Annotated in this window: 13 protein-coding genes; 2 read left to right on the forward strand and 11 right to left on the reverse strand. The window is 62.6% G+C overall.

Annotated features, from left to right (window positions below; translation table 11 throughout):
• Positions 1-113: 113 nt before the first annotated feature.
• From B0G80_RS04350 to mprF, 10 genes are all read right to left on the reverse strand, one after another.
• On the reverse strand, positions 114-1,361 hold the full coding sequence (locus B0G80_RS04350) for an enolase C-terminal domain-like protein (protein ID WP_116117126.1): 1,248 nt from the start codon (positions 1,359-1,361) through the stop codon (positions 114-116).
• A 38-nt stretch (positions 1,362-1,399) separates the two neighbouring features.
• Positions 1,400-2,698 (reverse strand): MFS transporter, encoded by a 1,299-nt coding sequence (locus B0G80_RS04355; protein WP_116117127.1) that lies wholly within the window; start codon positions 2,696-2,698, stop codon positions 1,400-1,402.
• An 81-nt stretch (positions 2,699-2,779) separates the two neighbouring features.
• Positions 2,780-3,547 carry an SDR family oxidoreductase gene (locus tag B0G80_RS04360; protein WP_116117128.1) on the reverse strand — a complete coding sequence of 256 codons (768 nt, stop codon included), beginning with the start codon at positions 3,545-3,547 and terminating at the stop codon, positions 2,780-2,782.
• Between the two features lie 162 nt (positions 3,548-3,709).
• Positions 3,710-4,429: a FadR/GntR family transcriptional regulator gene (locus tag B0G80_RS04365; protein ID WP_106284318.1), complete on the reverse strand. Its 720-nt coding sequence runs from the start codon at positions 4,427-4,429 to the stop codon at positions 3,710-3,712.
• A gap of 278 nt (positions 4,430-4,707) precedes the next feature.
• Positions 4,708-5,349 carry a glutathione S-transferase family protein gene (locus B0G80_RS04370; protein WP_116117129.1) on the reverse strand — a complete coding sequence of 214 codons (642 nt, stop codon included), beginning with the start codon at positions 5,347-5,349 and terminating at the stop codon, positions 4,708-4,710.
• Between the two features lie 65 nt (positions 5,350-5,414).
• Positions 5,415-6,179 carry a ParA family protein gene (locus tag B0G80_RS04375; RefSeq protein WP_106284316.1) on the reverse strand — a complete coding sequence of 255 codons (765 nt, stop codon included), beginning with the start codon at positions 6,177-6,179 and terminating at the stop codon, positions 5,415-5,417.
• A 265-nt stretch (positions 6,180-6,444) separates the two neighbouring features.
• On the reverse strand, positions 6,445-7,623 hold the full coding sequence (locus tag B0G80_RS04380; RefSeq protein ID WP_116117130.1) for a 4-hydroxybenzoate 3-monooxygenase: 1,179 nt from the start codon (positions 7,621-7,623) through the stop codon (positions 6,445-6,447).
• Between the two features lie 241 nt (positions 7,624-7,864).
• Positions 7,865-9,439: a threonine ammonia-lyase, biosynthetic gene (ilvA, locus tag B0G80_RS04385; protein WP_181919903.1), complete on the reverse strand. Its 1,575-nt coding sequence runs from the start codon at positions 9,437-9,439 to the stop codon at positions 7,865-7,867.
• A 249-nt stretch (positions 9,440-9,688) separates the two neighbouring features.
• Complete coding sequence (locus tag B0G80_RS04390; RefSeq protein WP_116117131.1) at positions 9,689-10,969, reverse strand: virulence factor family protein; 1,281 nt, start codon at positions 10,967-10,969, stop codon at positions 9,689-9,691.
• Positions 10,966-13,518, reverse strand: a complete 2,553-nt coding sequence (gene mprF, locus B0G80_RS04395; protein WP_258878945.1) for a bifunctional lysylphosphatidylglycerol flippase/synthetase MprF — start codon at positions 13,516-13,518, stop codon at positions 10,966-10,968. Before mprF ends, B0G80_RS04390 begins: the two co-directional genes overlap by 4 nt.
• A gap of 491 nt (positions 13,519-14,009) precedes the next feature.
• On the opposite strand from mprF, the gene B0G80_RS45675 reads away from it, so the two are divergent.
• Entirely contained in the window at positions 14,010-14,150 is a 141-nt protein-coding gene (locus B0G80_RS45675; protein WP_181919904.1) for a hypothetical protein, read from the forward strand.
• Positions 14,151-14,446: 296 nt separating this feature from the next.
• On the opposite strand, the gene B0G80_RS45680 is transcribed toward B0G80_RS45675, so the two are convergent.
• Complete coding sequence (locus B0G80_RS45680) at positions 14,447-14,599, reverse strand: hypothetical protein (RefSeq protein WP_181919905.1); 153 nt, start codon at positions 14,597-14,599, stop codon at positions 14,447-14,449.
• A gap of 226 nt (positions 14,600-14,825) precedes the next feature.
• Between B0G80_RS45680 and B0G80_RS04400 the strand changes: the two genes are divergently transcribed.
• Positions 14,826-16,223: an MFS transporter gene (locus B0G80_RS04400; RefSeq protein ID WP_106284312.1), complete on the forward strand. Its 1,398-nt coding sequence runs from the start codon at positions 14,826-14,828 to the stop codon at positions 16,221-16,223.
• Positions 16,224-16,227 lie beyond the last annotated feature (4 nt).

Raw genomic sequence — 16,227 nt, forward strand, 5'->3', positions numbered from 1 at the left:
CTGTTCTGCATCGCCCGCATAGTTGCGTTTTGCGGCGCGACGTTGGAGCGTCCATGCACGGATCCTGTTGCCAAACCAGTGTCCACGCACACCATTACGTCAGAGTGGGGATTTCACGGCGTTTGCAGCGTGCCGTCTTTCAGGCGCGCTTGGGTCCACGTCGTTACGCTATTTTCGCAGGGATATTTCGCGGCCTCCGCTTCGTCGATATCGACACCGAGACCCGGCTTGTCGTTGGCGTAGACGTGACCCTGCCTGAACTCGGGCAGGCCGGGGAACACATCGAGCAGCGCTGCTCGCGGACCCTTCAGATCCTGGATCACGAAATTCGGCGGCTCGATGCCCGACCATTCCTGGACGCCGAAATTGCGCGCGGCCAGATCGATATGAATATTCGCCGCATGCGCCAACGGCGACATGTCACCGGGGCCGTGCCATGCCGTTCGAACGCCGAATTGCTCGGCAAATATCTGCAGCTTGCGTCCCGCGGTAATCCCGCCGATCTGGCTGAGATGCACGCGGATAAAGTCGATCAGACGCTCGGTAATCAGGAAGCGCCATTCGTACGGGTTGTTGAATAGCTCGCCCTGCGCCAGCGGCGTGGTCGTTTTGGCGCGCAACTGACGCATCCATTCCCCCTCCTCCAGCGCGATCGCGTCTTCGAGAAAGAACAGTTCGTACCGCTCCAGTTCGCACGCAAAGCGGATCGCTTCGACCGGCTTCAAACGTTCATGCACGTCGTGACACAGCGCGACGTCGAAACCGATCTTGCCGCGAATGCCGTCAAACAATTTGAGCGTGTCGCGCATGTATTTACGGCTGTCGAGATAGACGCCGTCCGCCGCGCCTTGCGGCGCGCTCGCCGGCGCCTTGCCGAAACCGCCTCCGCCATAGCCGCCGCTCTGGCAGCGAATGTGCGTGATGCCCTGCTCGCGATACTTCTGAATGTTCTCGCACAATTCGTTCAGATCGCGGCCGTCCGCGTGGCGATAGATCGGCACCCCTTCGCGGCACTTGCCGCCGAACAGCTGGTAGAGCGGCATGTTCGCCAGTTTGCCCTTGATGTCCCACAGCGCCATGTCGACACCGGAGATCGCATTGTTCTCGATCGGTCCGTTGCGCCAGTACGCGTTCTGATGCATCAGTTGCCAGAGTTCCTCGATCGCGTCCGCATCGCGCCCGATCAGCAGCGGCCGCAGATATTCCTCGATCAGACACTGCACCGCCACATGCCGGTAAGCGAAAGTCGCGCATCCGAGGCCATACAGACCGGGCTGGTTCGTCTCCACCTTGACGATGATGAGGTTGATGCCTTCCGGCGCGGTCAGGATGACTTTTACATCGGTAATCAGGGTTGCCATGCTCTATCTGCCAGGTTTCAGCCAATCAGTTCGATCGACTAGTGTTGCGTGCGCTGCAGCGGCAGCGATGCTTCGCGCTTCGCATGTTCTTGGGAATTCGCCGGCACGGTCATCATCAGGATCACAGACGACAGCAGGCCGCCCGCCATGAAAATATAAGAAGCCGCCGGGCTGCCGGTCGCGCCGTTCAGATACCCCACCACCCACGAACCGGCGAACGCACCGAGCGCGCCGCACGCGTTGATCAGACCGATCGCGCCGCCCAGCACGTTGCCCGGGATCAACTCCGGCACCAGCGCGAAGAACGGCCCGTAGGGTGCATACATCGTGGCGCCCGCCACGACCAGCAGCGCGAACGAGATCCAGAAATGCGAGCCGCCGATCAGGTAAGACGCCACGAACGCGATCGTGCCCACCAGCAGCAGCGGCCAGACGAACAGCTTGCGGTTGCGCGTCTTGTCCGAGAGCCACGACGCGAGCAGCATCAGGATGATCGCCGCGAGATACGGGACCGCGGCGAGCCAGCCGACCGAGACGATGTCGATCGTCGAGGCCGCCTTGAGGATCGACGGCAGCCACATGATGAAGCCGTACACGCCGATGCTCCACAACGCGTGAATCGCGCAAAACTTCAATACGATCGACGAGCGGAAGGCCGCCTTGTAGTCGCGCACTGGTGCGATATGCGCCTGCTCGGCTCTCAGGCGCGCGTCGAGTTCGGTCTTTTCGGCGGCGCTCATCCACGGCGCGTCGGCCGGGCGATCCTTCACCGTGAACCACCACACGACCGCCCAGATGAGCGCCGGCGCACCTTCGATAACAAACATTTCACGCCAGCCGAAGCTGCGCACCAGATAGCCCGACACCACCGACATCCACAAGACAGTCACCGGATTGCCGAGAATCAGGAACGTATTCGCACGCGAGCGTTCACTCCTGGTGAACCAGCGGCTGATGTACATCAGCATCGACGGCATGACGGCCGCCTCCACCACGCCGAGCACGAAGCGCAGCACCATCAGCATCGGAATGTTGCTGACCATGCCGGTGGCCGCCGCGCACAGCCCCCAGAGAATCAGGCTGAAAAAGATCAGCTTCTTCACGCTATTGCGCTGCGCGTAGATCGCGCCGGGCACCTGAAACAGGCAGTAACCGAGAAAGAACAGCGAACCGATCAGCGACGACGTGCCGTGCGTGATACCGAGATCGCGATCGATGCCCGCCGCGGCGGCGAAGCCGTAGTTCGCGCGATCGAGATAGGCAAGGCTATAGGTGATGAAGATGATGGGCATCAGATACCACCATCTTTGGGGTGCTACGGCTTTGACGCTTTCCATGATGTCTCCGGATCGGTACGGCATACTGACTATCTGGCGCGGGCGGTGTTTTTGTTGTGCTCTGCCCGCGCGAATCTATCTTTACAGCACGGCCAGCCAGCCGCCGTCCACGTATATGATCTGGCCGTTCACATAGCTTGACGCCGGCGACGCCAGGTACACCGCCGTGCCGACCAGTTCTTCGGGCTTGCCCCAGCGTTGCGAAGGATTGCTGTTCTTGACCCACGCATCGAACGCGGCATTTTCGATCAGCGGCTTGTTCATGTCGGTCAGGATGTAGCCCGGACCGATCGCATTGGCCTGAATGTTCGCGCCCCCCCACTCGGCGCTCATGGCGCGGGTCAGCATCTTGATGCCGCCTTTCGCCGCCGTATAGGCGCCGACCGTCGCGCGCCCGGCCTCGCTCGTCAGCGAACCCATGTTGATGATTTTGCCGCCCGTGCCGCGCGCGATCATGCGGCGCGCGGCCTGCTTCGCGACAATGAATGCGCTCGTGAGGTTGGTGTCGATCACACGCTGCCAGTCGCGCAGTTCCAGATCGACGAGCGGTTTGCGAAACTGGATGCCGGCGTTGTTGATCAAGATGTCGACCTGTACGCCGTCCTTGTCCCATTGCGCGAAGGCTTCGGCGACGGCGGCTTCGTCGGTCACGTCGAACGCGCGGCCTTGAGCGTTCAAGCCTTTCGCGCGGAGCCGCTCGACGGCTTCAGCCACGGTATCGGCGCGCGTGCCGTTCAGGACCACGCCGGCGCCGGCGTCCGCGAGGCCTTCTGCCAACGCGAAGCCGATGCCGCGCGCCGAGCCGGTGATGAGCGCCGTGCGCCCGCTCAAATCGAATAGCTGTGTCATGCACGTGTCCTCTCGATGTTCGATAACAAGGCGCGAGTGCGCCCCTCGCGTGCCGGTCATGACAGTCGCGATAAATGGGTTGGGAATGCAGCGGCGCCGCTGCTCAACGGTCCGCCTACGAGGCCGCCTCGCGTGGCCGTGTTGCGTGGCTAAGGCGACTCGTCAAACGGGCTTCTCGTTGGCGCTGCGATCGAGCGCGGCGCGGTCCTCGAAGTCCTGCTCGGCGCGCTGGATCAGCGTCAGCACGGCTTGCTCCGCCGCCACGGGGTCGCCCTGCTCGATCGCGACGCACAGCGCCTCGTGCATGGGCAGCGAACGGGCGGGCCCACCCTCGATCTCCGAGCTGAGTTCGAAGCTGGTGCGCAGGATCGCCGACAGCGCGTTCTGCATCTGCTGGACAAACTGGTTGTGGCAGGCCGTGAGAATGGCGCCGTGAAACGCCAGGTCGGCGGGAACGTATTCGCCATGCCCGGCGACCGCGCGCTCCATCAACTTGAACGCGCGCCGGACCGCGACGCGGTCTTCCGCGGTCGCGCGTTTCGCGGCGAGCCGCGCCGCGTTCGGCTCGATGATCAGGCGCAACTCCATCAGATCTTCGACGAGGCCCGGCTCGACGGCGCCCGCCCGAGCCCGCCACGTGATCACGTCCGGGTCGAACAACTGCCATTGCGAACGCGGCAACACGACCGTCCCGTAGCGGCGGCGCACCTGAAGCATGCCCTTGGCGGACAGCGACTTCATCGTCTCGCGGATGGTGATGCGGCTCACCTGCATCTGCTCGGCAAGCACGGGCTCGGCGGGAAGAATGTCGCCGGGCATGAACTTGCCTGAACAGATCTGCTCGCCCATCTGGTTCAGGACCTGCCTGTGCAAGGTTGCCACAATATACTCTCTAAGTCATACGTATGATGTAGAAAGATAGGCGCAAGAGCATGGCCTGGCAATGCGGGTTGACCCGGAGTGAGCGGGGAATGGAAGGAGATGAATCAGGGAGGCGGCCGGGTTCGGATTCCGGCGGCAATGATCAGATTATTTGGCGATCAAGGCGGAGATGGATTGCATGCGGCCACATAAGCCTGCACCTGCGCCCGTCTTGAAGGGAGTTGATGCCGGTGACCGGCGGCGAACCACGCGTCACCATTAGCCGCCCAGATAGCCGCTTAAGAAGCGACCGCTGCGGAAAACGCCGGCCTCGCCTTGATCGCCCGAAGCCATCGATCCAGCGAAGGCAACGGCTGCTGCGCCCCCAGCGTATCCGGAAACCGTTCAGTCAGTTGCACCCAGCGATGCGCCGCGAGGCCGACGCCGATATCGGCCACGGTAAAGCGATCCTGCGCGAGATAGTCGTGTTTTTCGAGGATCGCGTCGACGATGCCCAGAAGCCGCGTTGCTTCACGATACGAACGCTTGATGGCGTCGTAGTCGCGTTGCGCCTCCGGCACGCGCGTCAGTCCCAGGAACGTGACGCGCAACGTCGCCCACAGCGTGCCGAGCTGCCAGTCCATCCAGCGCTCGACGTCGGCACGGGCAGCCGGTTCGGACGGCAAGAGCGTCTGCGCGTCATATTTCGCGGCCAGATAGCGGACAATCGTATTCGACTCCCACAACACGCTCTCTCCGTCGACGAGCGTCGGCACCAGGCCATTCGGATTGAGCGCACGATATTGCGGCGTGTCGATCACACCGTATTCCAGTCCCGCGTCGATCCGCGAAAACTCCCGGCCTTCTTCGAAACCCAGTTCGGCGAGACACCACAGCACTTTCTGCACGTTGATCGAATTGCGTCTGCCGTAGACCTGCATTGCCATACCTCGTTAGCTAGAGAACATGGCGGATTATCACCTTCACGAGTCCGGCGGCGTTTCGTCTAGCCAATCAATTCCCGATGCAACGCCACGAATTCCTGAGCGAGCTTGTGACGGGGATCGAAGTGAATCATCGGCTTCGCGTACTGGTGCGACTCGCGAATCTTCACGGACGTCGATAGCCGCGACTCCAGCACAGGCAAGCCTTCGCTGATCAGTTCCTCGACCAGTTGAAGCGGCAGAGTCGCGCGCGGCTGAAACTGGTTGATCACGATTCCCTCGACTTCCAGCCCGGCGTTGTGATCCTGCTGAATCTCCTTGACGTTGTCGAGCAGCGTGTACAGCGCGCGACGGGAGAAGTCGTCGCAATCGAACGGAATCAGGCAGCGTTCCACCGCGATCAGTGCGGAGCGCGTATAGAAATTCAGCGCCGGCGGCGTGTCGATGTAGATCGCGTCGTACTCGTCCAGTTCGTTCAGCGCGTCACGCAGCTTGTAGATCTTGTAGCGCGACTCGAGCTTGCCGTGCAGCGTATCGAGATCAGGATGCGAGGGCATCACATCGAGGTTCTCAAAGGGCGTGGGGTGAATGAACGTCGAGACAGGCGTCGGCCTGAAACTGAAACTCAAGGCCGTTTCGAAGAAGTCCGCGACGTTGGGTTTGAGATCGGTGGCCTGCTTGCCAAGAAGATACTGGCTCGAGTTGCCTTGCGGGTCCAGATCGATGACCAGCGTGCGCAAGTTCTCGCTGGCGTTGATAGCCGCTAGGTTGCATACGATGGTCGATTTGCCCACACCGCCCTTCTGGTTGAATATCACACGCCGCATCGACCTCTGCCCCTATTATGAGAACGCACCGAAGGCACAGCTTACCCTGGCAAAATGACAGCGCGAGGTGCGTCCCTATGAATAGTTTTCGAAGATCTTCACCTGCGTCCAGTCCGGCCAGGTCAATTCCCCCAAGCGTGACGTATCGCCAGATTAGCGTGTCCGTCGGCCGGCTGGTCTTTCAGCGAGAGGCCGCTGCGACGTTCAGCCCGCGCAAATGACGGGCACGCCACCCCGCACATGACTCAATGCGCGCCCTGCCCGCTCACGCCTGCGCGCCCGCGATGCCGACGTAGTTTTCAGCCATTGCCGTGGCCGCCGCGCGCGACGTCGTCACGTATTCGAGCTCGGCCACCTGAAGCTGCTGTTCGAAAGGCGACGCCCCTTCGATACGGTGCATCATGCTGGTCATCCAGTACGAGAAATGCTCGGCGCGCCAGATGCGTTTGAGCGCAGTCGCGCTGTAACCGTCGAGCAGATCCGTGCGATTCTCCACGTAAAACGCATTCAGCGCCTCGGTCAGCACGCGCACGTCGGCCACCGCCAGATTCATTCCCTTCGCGCCGGTGGGCGGCACGATATGCGCCGCGTCGCCCGCGAGAAACAGCCGGCCATGTTGCATCGTGTTCGATACGAAACTGCGCATGCCGACAATGTTCTTCTGAAAGATCTTGCCGTCGACAATCTTCTGGCCGTCGTGCGAGTCGACTCGTGCATGGAGTTCCGCCCAGATGCGGTCGTCGGACCAGTTCTCGACGGAATCCTTCGGATCGCACTGGAAATACATGCGCTGCACGTTCGGCGAGCGCGTGCTGATCAGCGCGAAACCGCGCTCGTGACGCGCGTAGATCAATTCGTGCGACGACGGCGGCCCTTCGCACAGGATACCGAACCAACCGAACGGATACACACGTTCGAAATCCTTGCGCAACGCCTGCGGAATCGCTGCGCGCGACACGCCTTGCGAACCGTCGCAGCCGATCACGAAGTCGCACTGCAATTCGTAAGCTTCGCCATCCTGATGATAATGAATCGACGGCTTATCGGTATCGATGCCGTGAATCGACGTCTCCGAGACGCCGAAGCGCAGCTTGCCGTCGTCGGACACACGCGCCGCGACGAGATCCTTGATCACTTCGTGCTGTGCGTAGACCGTAATCGAATGCCCCGTGAGTCCGGTCAGATCGATGCGGCGCCGCTTGCCTTCGAAAGCGAGTTCGAAGCCGTGATGCAGTGCGCCTTCCGCTTTCATCCGTGCGCCGACGCCGGCTTCGGTCAGCAGATCCATCGTGCCTTGTTCGAGCACGCCGGCGCGGATGGTGGATTCGATCTGATCGCGACTGCGCGACTCGAGCACGACGGAGTCGATGCCGCGCAGATGGAGAAGATGGGAAAGCAGCAGGCCCGCAGGCCCGGCACCGATGATGCCAACTTGGGTACGCATGAGTCGTCTCCTGAATGCGACATTAGATTTGCATCCAGTTTGACGATCACGCACGGTATCGCGCAACGCGATATGGCGGATAGACTGTATTTAATTTAGAGATAGAAGCTTTGATCAGCCGCATGCCGCCGGTAGGCGGAATTGAGCCTTAACGCCGTCCAGACGAGGCTTGTGGCCCATTCGCTCGACGGCTCACCTTTCGCGCAGCGTTTCGCCAGATCAAGGTAAACCCCGAGCTAAATTACGACGCCAGAAACAGTCGGTAGACCGGATTGCGCGTCTCTTCCCAGTTCGGATAGCCGAGCGTGGCGAGGAACTGGTTGAACACCGCGTTCTCGCTTTCGGGCACCTGGATGCCGACCAGAATCGAACTGTAGTCCGCGCCCTGGTTGCGGTAGTGAAACAGGCTGATATTCCAGTTCGGCGCCATCGACGAAAGGAATTTCATCAGCGCGCCCGGCCGCTCGGGGAACTCGAAACGGAACAGACGTTCGTCATGTGCGAGAGGCGATCGGCCGCCGACCATGTAGCGGATGTGCTGCTTGGACAGTTCATCGAACGTCAGATCGACGGTGGCGAAGCCGTGCGCCTCAAACGCGCCCGCGATCTGCGCCGACTCGCTGCGATTCCTGATCTGCACGCCCACAAAGATATGGGCGGAGTTCGCATCCGCAATCCGGTAGTTGAATTCGGTGACGCTGCGTGTGCCGACCAGTTCGCAGAAGCGGCGGAAACTGCCGCGCTCTTCGGGAATTGTCACGGCGAACACTGCTTCGCGCGCCTCGCCGACTTCGGCGCGTTCGGCCACGAAGCGCATGCGGTCGAAGTTCATGTTCGCCCCCGACGTGATCGCGATCAGCGTCTGGTTCTCGATGCCTTCGCGCTCCGCATACTGCTTCGCGCCGGCCACGGCCAACGAGCCGGCGGGTTCCAGCACGCTGCGGGTGTCCTGGAAGACGTCCTTGATCGCGGCGCATAGCGCGTCGGTATTCACGAGCAGCACGTCGTCGAGATATTCGCTGCACAGGCGGAAGGTTTCTTCGCCGACCAGTTTCACCGCCGTGCCGTCCGAGAACAGACCGACTTCGTTCAGCGTGACACGCTCACCGGCCTTCAGAGACGCGGCCATCGCGCACGAATCATCGGTCTGCACACCGATCACCTTGATCTCGGGGCGCACCGATTTGACGTACGCGGCGACGCCCGCCGCGAGTCCGCCGCCGCCGATCGGCACGAAGATCGCGTGAATCGGCCCCTGGTGCTGGCTGAGAATCTCCATCGCGACGGTGCCTTGCCCGGCGATCACATATGGATCGTCGAACGGATGCACGAAGGTCAGGCCGCGTTCTTCCTGCAGCTTGACTGCGTGCTCATACGCGTCGCTATACGACTCGCCGAACTGCACCACTTCGACGGTCGGGCCGCCGTGCGCGCGCACTGCATCGACCTTCACTTGCGGCGTGGTGACCGGCACCACGATGATCGCCTTCACGCCCATGCGCGCCGCCGACAACGCCACGCCCTGTGCATGATTGCCCGCCGACGCCGTAATCACCCCGCGCTCCAGCGCTTCAGAAGGAATATGCGCCATCTTGTTGTACGCGCCGCGCACCTTGAACGAGAACACCGGCTGGTTGTCCTCGCGCTTCAGATAGACCGGATTGCGCAGACGCGCCGACAGATTCGGCGCGCGTTCAAGTTCGGTCTCGCGGGCCACGTCGTAGACACGCGCGGTCAGGGTTTTTTTCAGGTAGTCGTGACGAAGCGCGACGCTATCGGCGGTAACGGCCACCTGTTTGAATTGGTGTAACGACAAGGCAAGCTCCTGTGCGGCAAGGACGAATCATCGGAGAGTTCACCAGGAGGCAGGCTGCAAGCGGACATAAAAAAACCCGCCTCGTGGGGCGGGTTATGTGTCACTGCTATCAGACGCGCGCTAACCCACCATTCGATGAATGATGCTAATAATCAGCGCAATACGGATGTCGAGGCAGTTCATGCGTTGCATCTTCGTTGACTTGAGGCGCTTTGTCAATCCTGCTGATTGCCATGCGCGATGCGACGATCAATGCACGCCGCTTTGCTTCCTGAAGGCGCCGAGAATGCGCTTTTCAAGCGAGTTGTAATCGCCGCCAAAGTGGTGATCGCCCGAAGTGCGGATCACTTCGATGCCGCTTTTGGTCAGCGTCGGACACAAGGTGTCCTTCTCGTTCTCGCCGTAAAAGCACTGCACGATGGCGGGCGGCACGCGCGTCAATTCCGGCTGGACCTTCAACGCCTTGTCGCTGGCCGGCATGCCGAGCCAGCCGCCCACGCGAATCTGAAAATCCGCATCGGGCGCGAAGCCGAGCAGCGCGATCAGCGCTACCTTCGCGCGCAACGCTTCCGGCAGACGGTTATAGGCGAACGGCATTACATCCGCGCCGAACGAATAGCCGACGAGCGCGATATGCTGCGCGTTCCAGCGCGCGCCGTAGGTTTGCATCACGCGCGCGAGGTCGCGGCTGGTTTGCGCCGGTGGCTTCTCGCTCCAGAAATAGCGAAGGCTGTCCCAACCGATCACGGAGACGCCGTCTTTCTGCAACGCCTGCGCGATCGTCTTGTCGAGATCGCGCCAGCCGCCGTCGCCGGAAATCACGATGGCCATCAGGCCGTTAGGATGCGCCGCGGGCAGTTCGATGAGCGGCAGATCGGAGACGTCGTCGTCGCTCGTCGACACGGCCTGCAAATGCGGCGTGAGCAACGCGACGAGGCGCGCGCGATCGGGGTTACCCGTGGCCGCCTTTTCGACGAAACCCGGCACCTTGTCGCGGATAATCGTCGGGTCCGGCGGGCATGGCTGAAAGCGTGCATCGAGCGTGTGTTCGGCGTCCACCGCGACCGCGCCGGCAATCGTGTTCGATGGCGCCTGTTCGAGCACGTGCATGGCGAGCGTCGCGCCCTGGCCCGTGCCCGCGACGATTGGCGCGAAATAATGGCTCGATCGCGATTGACGTTCGAGCTGATGGCTCAACGCTTCCGCATCGCCCACCAGTTGATGGCAGGCCTCTTTCTTCGCGACCAGATTGGCGGCGTAGCGAGCCGTGTCGACACCGACAGTCAACGCACCGGCCTTGGCGAGCGCGTCGGCGCTCTGCTGGTCCGCCGCGCTCCAGCCGCTCGCCTGCGAGTACAGCACCACGAAGCCGCGCAACGGACCAGTTGGCTGAGTGACCGTCACGTCGCCATAACGGCCGCCGGGCACCGTGGTGGTCGTGGTGGTCGTGATGGTTGCCGCGTGCGCGAGTGCGCCACCGGTCACGAGGCTCGTTGCGAGAGCCAGCTTGAACAACGAATGCAATGTCATGAACGCCGGCCTCCTGCCAGCAATGACAGGTCCGCGAGCGTGAAGAACACGCCGACCGAACCCGACGCCGCGAGATAGCGCGGCTCCCAATGCGGCTGGAACTTGCTCTTGAAAGCACGCAGTCCGCGGAAGTTATAGAAACGGCCGCCGAAGCGCCATACGATGCCGGCGAACCGATGCCAGCGCGACGCGAGCGGCGTGGGTTGCATACCGGAGAGCGGCGCGATGCCGAGACTGAGCGAGCGAAAACCCGCCTGTTTCAGATGCAGCGCCAATTGCGTGAACAGATATTCCATGGCATACGGCGACGCGCTTTCCACATGACGCATCACGCCGACAGTCGCTTCAGTGTTCAGGTCGGTCGTCATGAAGGTGACGAACGCGGCCGGCTCGCCATTCTGGCGCACCAGCATCACCGATTGCGCGGCGAGATATTCGTCCGTAAAGGCCGCCACTGAAAAGCTCTTTTCGCGCGCGTCGCGACTGTCGAGCCAGCCGTCGGAAATCTCGCGCAGCGTCTCGAGCGATGCGGGCACGTTCGCCTGATCGATCACTTCGACGGTGAAGCCATCGCGCTCGCCACGCTTCAACGCATAGCGAAGGTGCGCGCGATGCGAGCCCTTCAGGTCGAAATCGTCGAGCACGACGTGCGCTTCCTCGCCGAGCTTCATCAGCGTGAGACCGGCGTCGAGGTAAAGCGGCAAGGCATTGGCGCGCACCTGATAGAACGCCGCGCGCCCGCCGTGCGCGTGAGCGAGCGCGACGAACTTGCTGATCAGGCCGGCCCACTCTTCGCGCGGACCCACCGGATCGTGCAAAGCGGCCCACGTGCGGCCGTATTTCGCGTACATCAGGAAAGCCTCGCGCGACTCGGAGAACAGGAAGCTCTTGTCGCCCATCAGCGCGAGACCGGCGTCGCTGCGTTCCTGCGCGCGCACGATGCGCGCCGCGTCGTGCAGATCTGCCGGCGCCGGCTTGACGAAGCGCCCCGGCGCGGGACGCAGCAACTGCCAGAACGAGAATGTCGCGGCGAACACGCTTGCGGCCAGCGTCGCGCGCAGCGCACGCGGCGCGCGTTCGTCGAAAGCGAATTGCCACCACAGGTCGCGGGTGTACGGTACGTCGCGGAAAGCAAACAGCATGACCCACGTGGCCAGCATCAGCACCATCGCAACCGACACCAGCCAGCCCGCCGTAAAGCGCTCGGCGAACAGCGACGAATGACGGTTGAAACGCCGGCGCGTGGACAGCAGCAACACGACCAGCATGCCGAGCACTCCGGCTTCCACGAACGCAAGACCTTTGGTCAGCGACAACGCGAGACTCAGCACCGCGAGCAACAGCGTCATCCACCATGCGGCGTCCAGCCGGCGCATCAAACCACGCGCGACGAACAGCAGCAGCACACCGAGCACGCTGCAAAGCATCTGCGAACTTTCGAGCACCCACAGCGGCAGCACGTCGCGCAGTATGTGAATGCGTTGCCAGAACGCGGGCGTCGCGCTGGAAATGACCAGCATGCCGCCGACCACAAACGTGACGAGACTCAGAAACAGCGGCGCGAGCCTGGACGCCGCAGCGGCATATTGCAGCGGCAAACGGCTTTTCAGCGCGCGCCCTTCGAAACCGGCGAGCAGCGCGGCGGAAACGATCAACGGGACACCGAAGTAAATTGCGCGATACGCGAGCAAGGCGGCAACCATCTGATGCGTTTGCACGCTGCCGTTCAGCGTGAACACCATCGCCGCTTCGAACACGCCGACGCCGCCGGGCGTGTGGCCGATCATGCCGAGCAGCATGGCCGCGGCGTAGACCGTGATGAAGGTCACGAAGCTCACGTCCGCATGCGGCAGCAGCGCCCACAAGGCGAGGCCGGCGGCCACCACGTCGAGCACTGCGAGCGCCACTTGCGCGAGCAGGTCGCGGCGCGCGGGGATATCGAACGAGAGCCACTGCCAGCGCGTGCGCACCGGGCGCGTGTCGCGGCGGCATGCGGCGGCGGCCGATGCGAGCACGGCGAGCAGCGCCATGCCGATCCAACGCAGCGTGACGGGTTCGAGATGCAGCATCGGTGCGAGCGTGCCGGCCACGCCGACCATGCCGAGCGCCGTCATCAGCACCAGTGCGAGCGCGAGCGACACGCTCGTGAACACCGTCATGCGGCCGATCTGCGCGGGCGTGACGCTCGCCACGCCGTAGACGCGCGCGCGCACCGCACCGCCCGTCAGCGCGCCGAAACCGGTGGCGTTGCCGAGCGCCGAGCCCGCCGTTGCGCCGATCCACAGCGCCACACGCGGCACGACCGCGCCCAGATAGCGCAAACCGACGGCATCGCGGCCGACCAGCGCCACATAGCTGAGCGCGGTGGCGCCGAGCGCGGCGCTCCATTCGCCGGCCGTCAGTCGACGCAACTCATGCATCACCGAGCGATAGTCGACTGCTTGCGAGAGATGTTGCAAGACGACCAGCAGCAACGCGCCAATCACGAGTGCGAGCAGGGGCGAGAGAAGTCCCCGGTTGCCAAGCGTTTTCGATGCACGGTCGAACATCGCGCCTAGCCGGTCGAATTTATAGTTATATCGATGGAACATGGTCAATGCTGGGCCTTGCGTGGAGCTGTTGCGACGACGGATCGTCTGCCGCGGCATCGCCGGTTATTGGCGATTACAAATGGATAACGGCATTGAGGTAAAAAGGTTGACAGCGTCAGCCGGATTGCGGGGTTTAACCTTAGCCGGCCATTGGAGTTGAAAGCGCCGCGCGGCGCGCCGCGGCGATATGCCTGAATAAAACGGTCGATATTGCCGATTGGCTGTGACGGGACGCGCCCGGTAGCTGACAGGGGGCTGAAGTTTAAACGCTATTTACGCGCTGCGAATGAAGATTCGACATTGCGCCGAGTGTGCGCGCACGCTGTATCGCTCGAACCGTGGAAGCGCAGCATCAAGATTTTCTCTTCGCGTGCCGTAATCGAGAGCAATAGCTCAGTGAAACGCGGCGCATTTGCCGGGTGAAATTCGGTACTTGAAGGAGAAAGAAGATGGCGGAACAGGATTGGATGATGGCGGGCGTGTATCTGGTCGGGTTGGTGTCCATCGCGCTGTTGATGAGCGCGCTCGCCACGCGAGCGACCATGGAACGCAAGACCGTAGCGAAGGTGTCGCGCCGCGCCCGCGACTAACTCAGGCGACGATGTACGGCCCGGATGCCGTACGAGATCAAACACGAACAGCGTAACGAGAGCCCCGCACACGGCGCGAAATACGCGCGTGCCGTCGCTGCAACGATTTTCGAATAATGGGGAATCGTTCGCACAGCGCTCGCTGCGCATGCCCGCGAGGCCGCGGTGACATCGCGGCCTCGCGGGCAGGAATGACGCAGAAATAATGCTAAGCCGTGCCGACGTGCGCGTGACAGACGGGGCGCATGTCAGCGCCCTGCTCTGTCAGTCAGTGCATGCGGCGCGCGGCCTTTGTCTTACTGCGGACGGCGATGCGCCTCGGCGATCACGGCGCAGTTTTGCAGATGCAGGTTCAGGGCATGCAGGGCCAAGGCGCGCAGCTTGCCGAAGAAAGTGCTGTTGGCGGCGACGGTAGCGCGGACGGCGGAAGCGTTGGAAGCGGTGTTCATGGCGGACTCCTGTATAGGGTTTATACCTAGGCAATAACCCGATTATAACCGTCTCCTACCGCACTGCAACAAATATCAATAAAACGACCGACTGTTGCATGACGGTCACATGCGCAGTCGGCCGACTTAAAAAGGGTGGCACCGGCCGCCGCGCTATTAACAAACCGCACCGTACAGGTGCAATAATGACCCCTTTGCCCGCGACCGTTCGCCGCAGCCCGCCTTCATGACCGCCGTCCAGAAAGCCCTGATTGCGCCCCTTATCGTCGCGTGCGCGATGTTCATGGAAAGTGTCGATGCGAACGTGATCGTGACCGCGCTTCCCGCCATGGCGCGCGACTTCGGGCGCGATCCGGTCACGCTGAAAATCGCGGTGACGAGCTATGTGCTGGGACTGGGCGTGTTCATCCCCGTGTGCGGCTGGCTCGCCGACCGGTTCGGCGCACGCACGATCTTCCGCACGGCGATCGGTATCTTCGTGACGGGCTCGCTGCTGTGCGCCGCGTCGAATTCTCTCGCCACCTTCACGCTCGCGCGCTTCGTGCAAGGCGTGGGCGGCGCGATGATGGTGCCGGTCGGGCGGATCATTATCTTTCGCGTGGTGCACAAGGCCGACTTCATCCGCGCGATGAACTATCTGAGCGTTCCCGCGATGCTCGGCCCGGCCGCGGGACCGCTGCTCGGCGGCTTCATCACCACCTATCTGCACTGGCGCCTGATTTTCTTCATCAACGTGCCGATCGGCATCCTCGGCATCTATCTGACCAACAAGCACATCGCCAACACGCGCGAGCCGGACCCGGGCCCGCTCGACTGGATCGGTTTTTTTCTGTCGGCGGCGGGTGCGGTGCTGCTTCTGCTCGGGCTGTCGCTGGTCGGCGGCGAACTGATTTCCAACGGCGACGCGTTCGGCATGTGCGCGTGCGGCGCGGTTCTGCTCGCGGCCTATGTCGCCTACGCGCAGCGCGTCCCGCTGCCGCTGCTGGACCTGCGTTTTTTCAAGGTGCCCACGTTCCAGGCGAGCGTGCTGGGCGGTTCGTTGTTCCGGATCGGCCTCGGCGCGCTGCCGTTCCTGTTGCCGCTGATGCTGCAGGAAGGCCACGGCATGAGCGCGTTCGAATCCGGCCTGATCACCTGCGCGTCCGCGTTCGGCGGCATGTTCATGCGCACGGTCGCCTCGAGCGTGCTGCATCGTTTCGGTTTCCGTTCGGTGCTGGTGGTGAACGCCGCGTTGTCGGGACTCTCGATCGCTGCGTGCGGACTGTTTTTCCCCGGCACGCCGACCTGGATCATCTGGGTAATCGTGCTGCTCGGTGGCTTCTTCCCGGCGCTGCAATTCACGAGTCTGAACTCGCTCACTTACGCGGAAATCGCGAGCCGCGATGTGGGCCGCGCCACGAGTCTCGGCAGCGTCGTGCAGCAGATGTCGCTCGGCCTCGGCGTCACGATCGGCGGCATCGTGCTGCAGATCTCACGCGTGCTGCATGGGCATCCTGGCATCACATGGTCGGATTTCTGGCCGGCGTTTCTGGTGGTTGGGCTATGCTCGTTCGCGTCGATTCCGGTCACGTTGCGCATGCCGCGCGGAGCCGGCGAAGAAATCTCGCGCGGTGGCCGGGGCTGACCGG

The sequence above is a fragment of the Paraburkholderia sp. BL6669N2 genome (assembly GCF_003387275.1).
Classification (GTDB): Bacteria; Pseudomonadota; Gammaproteobacteria; order Burkholderiales; family Burkholderiaceae; genus Paraburkholderia.

Excerpts from the sequence above, each read along its gene's own strand:
- B0G80_RS04390 (WP_116117131.1), bottom strand. The coding sequence starts at position 10,969 with ATGACATTGCATTCGTTGTTCAAGCTGGCTCTCGCAACGAGCCTCGTG.
- mprF (WP_258878945.1), bottom strand. The coding sequence starts at position 13,518 with ATGTTCGACCGTGCATCGAAAACGCTTGGCAACCGGGGACTTCTCTCG.
- B0G80_RS04400 (WP_106284312.1), top strand. The coding sequence starts at position 14,826 with ATGACCGCCGTCCAGAAAGCCCTGATTGCGCCCCTTATCGTCGCGTGC.
- B0G80_RS04375 (WP_106284316.1), bottom strand. The coding sequence starts at position 6,179 with ATGCGGCGTGTGATATTCAACCAGAAGGGCGGTGTGGGCAAATCGACC.
- B0G80_RS04380 (WP_116117130.1), bottom strand. The coding sequence starts at position 7,623 with ATGCGTACCCAAGTTGGCATCATCGGTGCCGGGCCTGCGGGCCTGCTG.
- B0G80_RS45680 (WP_181919905.1), bottom strand. The coding sequence starts at position 14,599 with ATGAACACCGCTTCCAACGCTTCCGCCGTCCGCGCTACCGTCGCCGCC.
- B0G80_RS04360 (WP_116117128.1), bottom strand. The coding sequence starts at position 3,547 with ATGACACAGCTATTCGATTTGAGCGGGCGCACGGCGCTCATCACCGGC.
- B0G80_RS04355 (WP_116117127.1), bottom strand. The coding sequence starts at position 2,698 with ATGGAAAGCGTCAAAGCCGTAGCACCCCAAAGATGGTGGTATCTGATG.
- B0G80_RS04350 (WP_116117126.1), bottom strand. The coding sequence starts at position 1,361 with ATGGCAACCCTGATTACCGATGTAAAAGTCATCCTGACCGCGCCGGAA.
- B0G80_RS45675 (WP_181919904.1), top strand. The coding sequence starts at position 14,010 with ATGGCGGAACAGGATTGGATGATGGCGGGCGTGTATCTGGTCGGGTTG.
- B0G80_RS04370 (WP_116117129.1), bottom strand. The coding sequence starts at position 5,349 with ATGCAGGTCTACGGCAGACGCAATTCGATCAACGTGCAGAAAGTGCTG.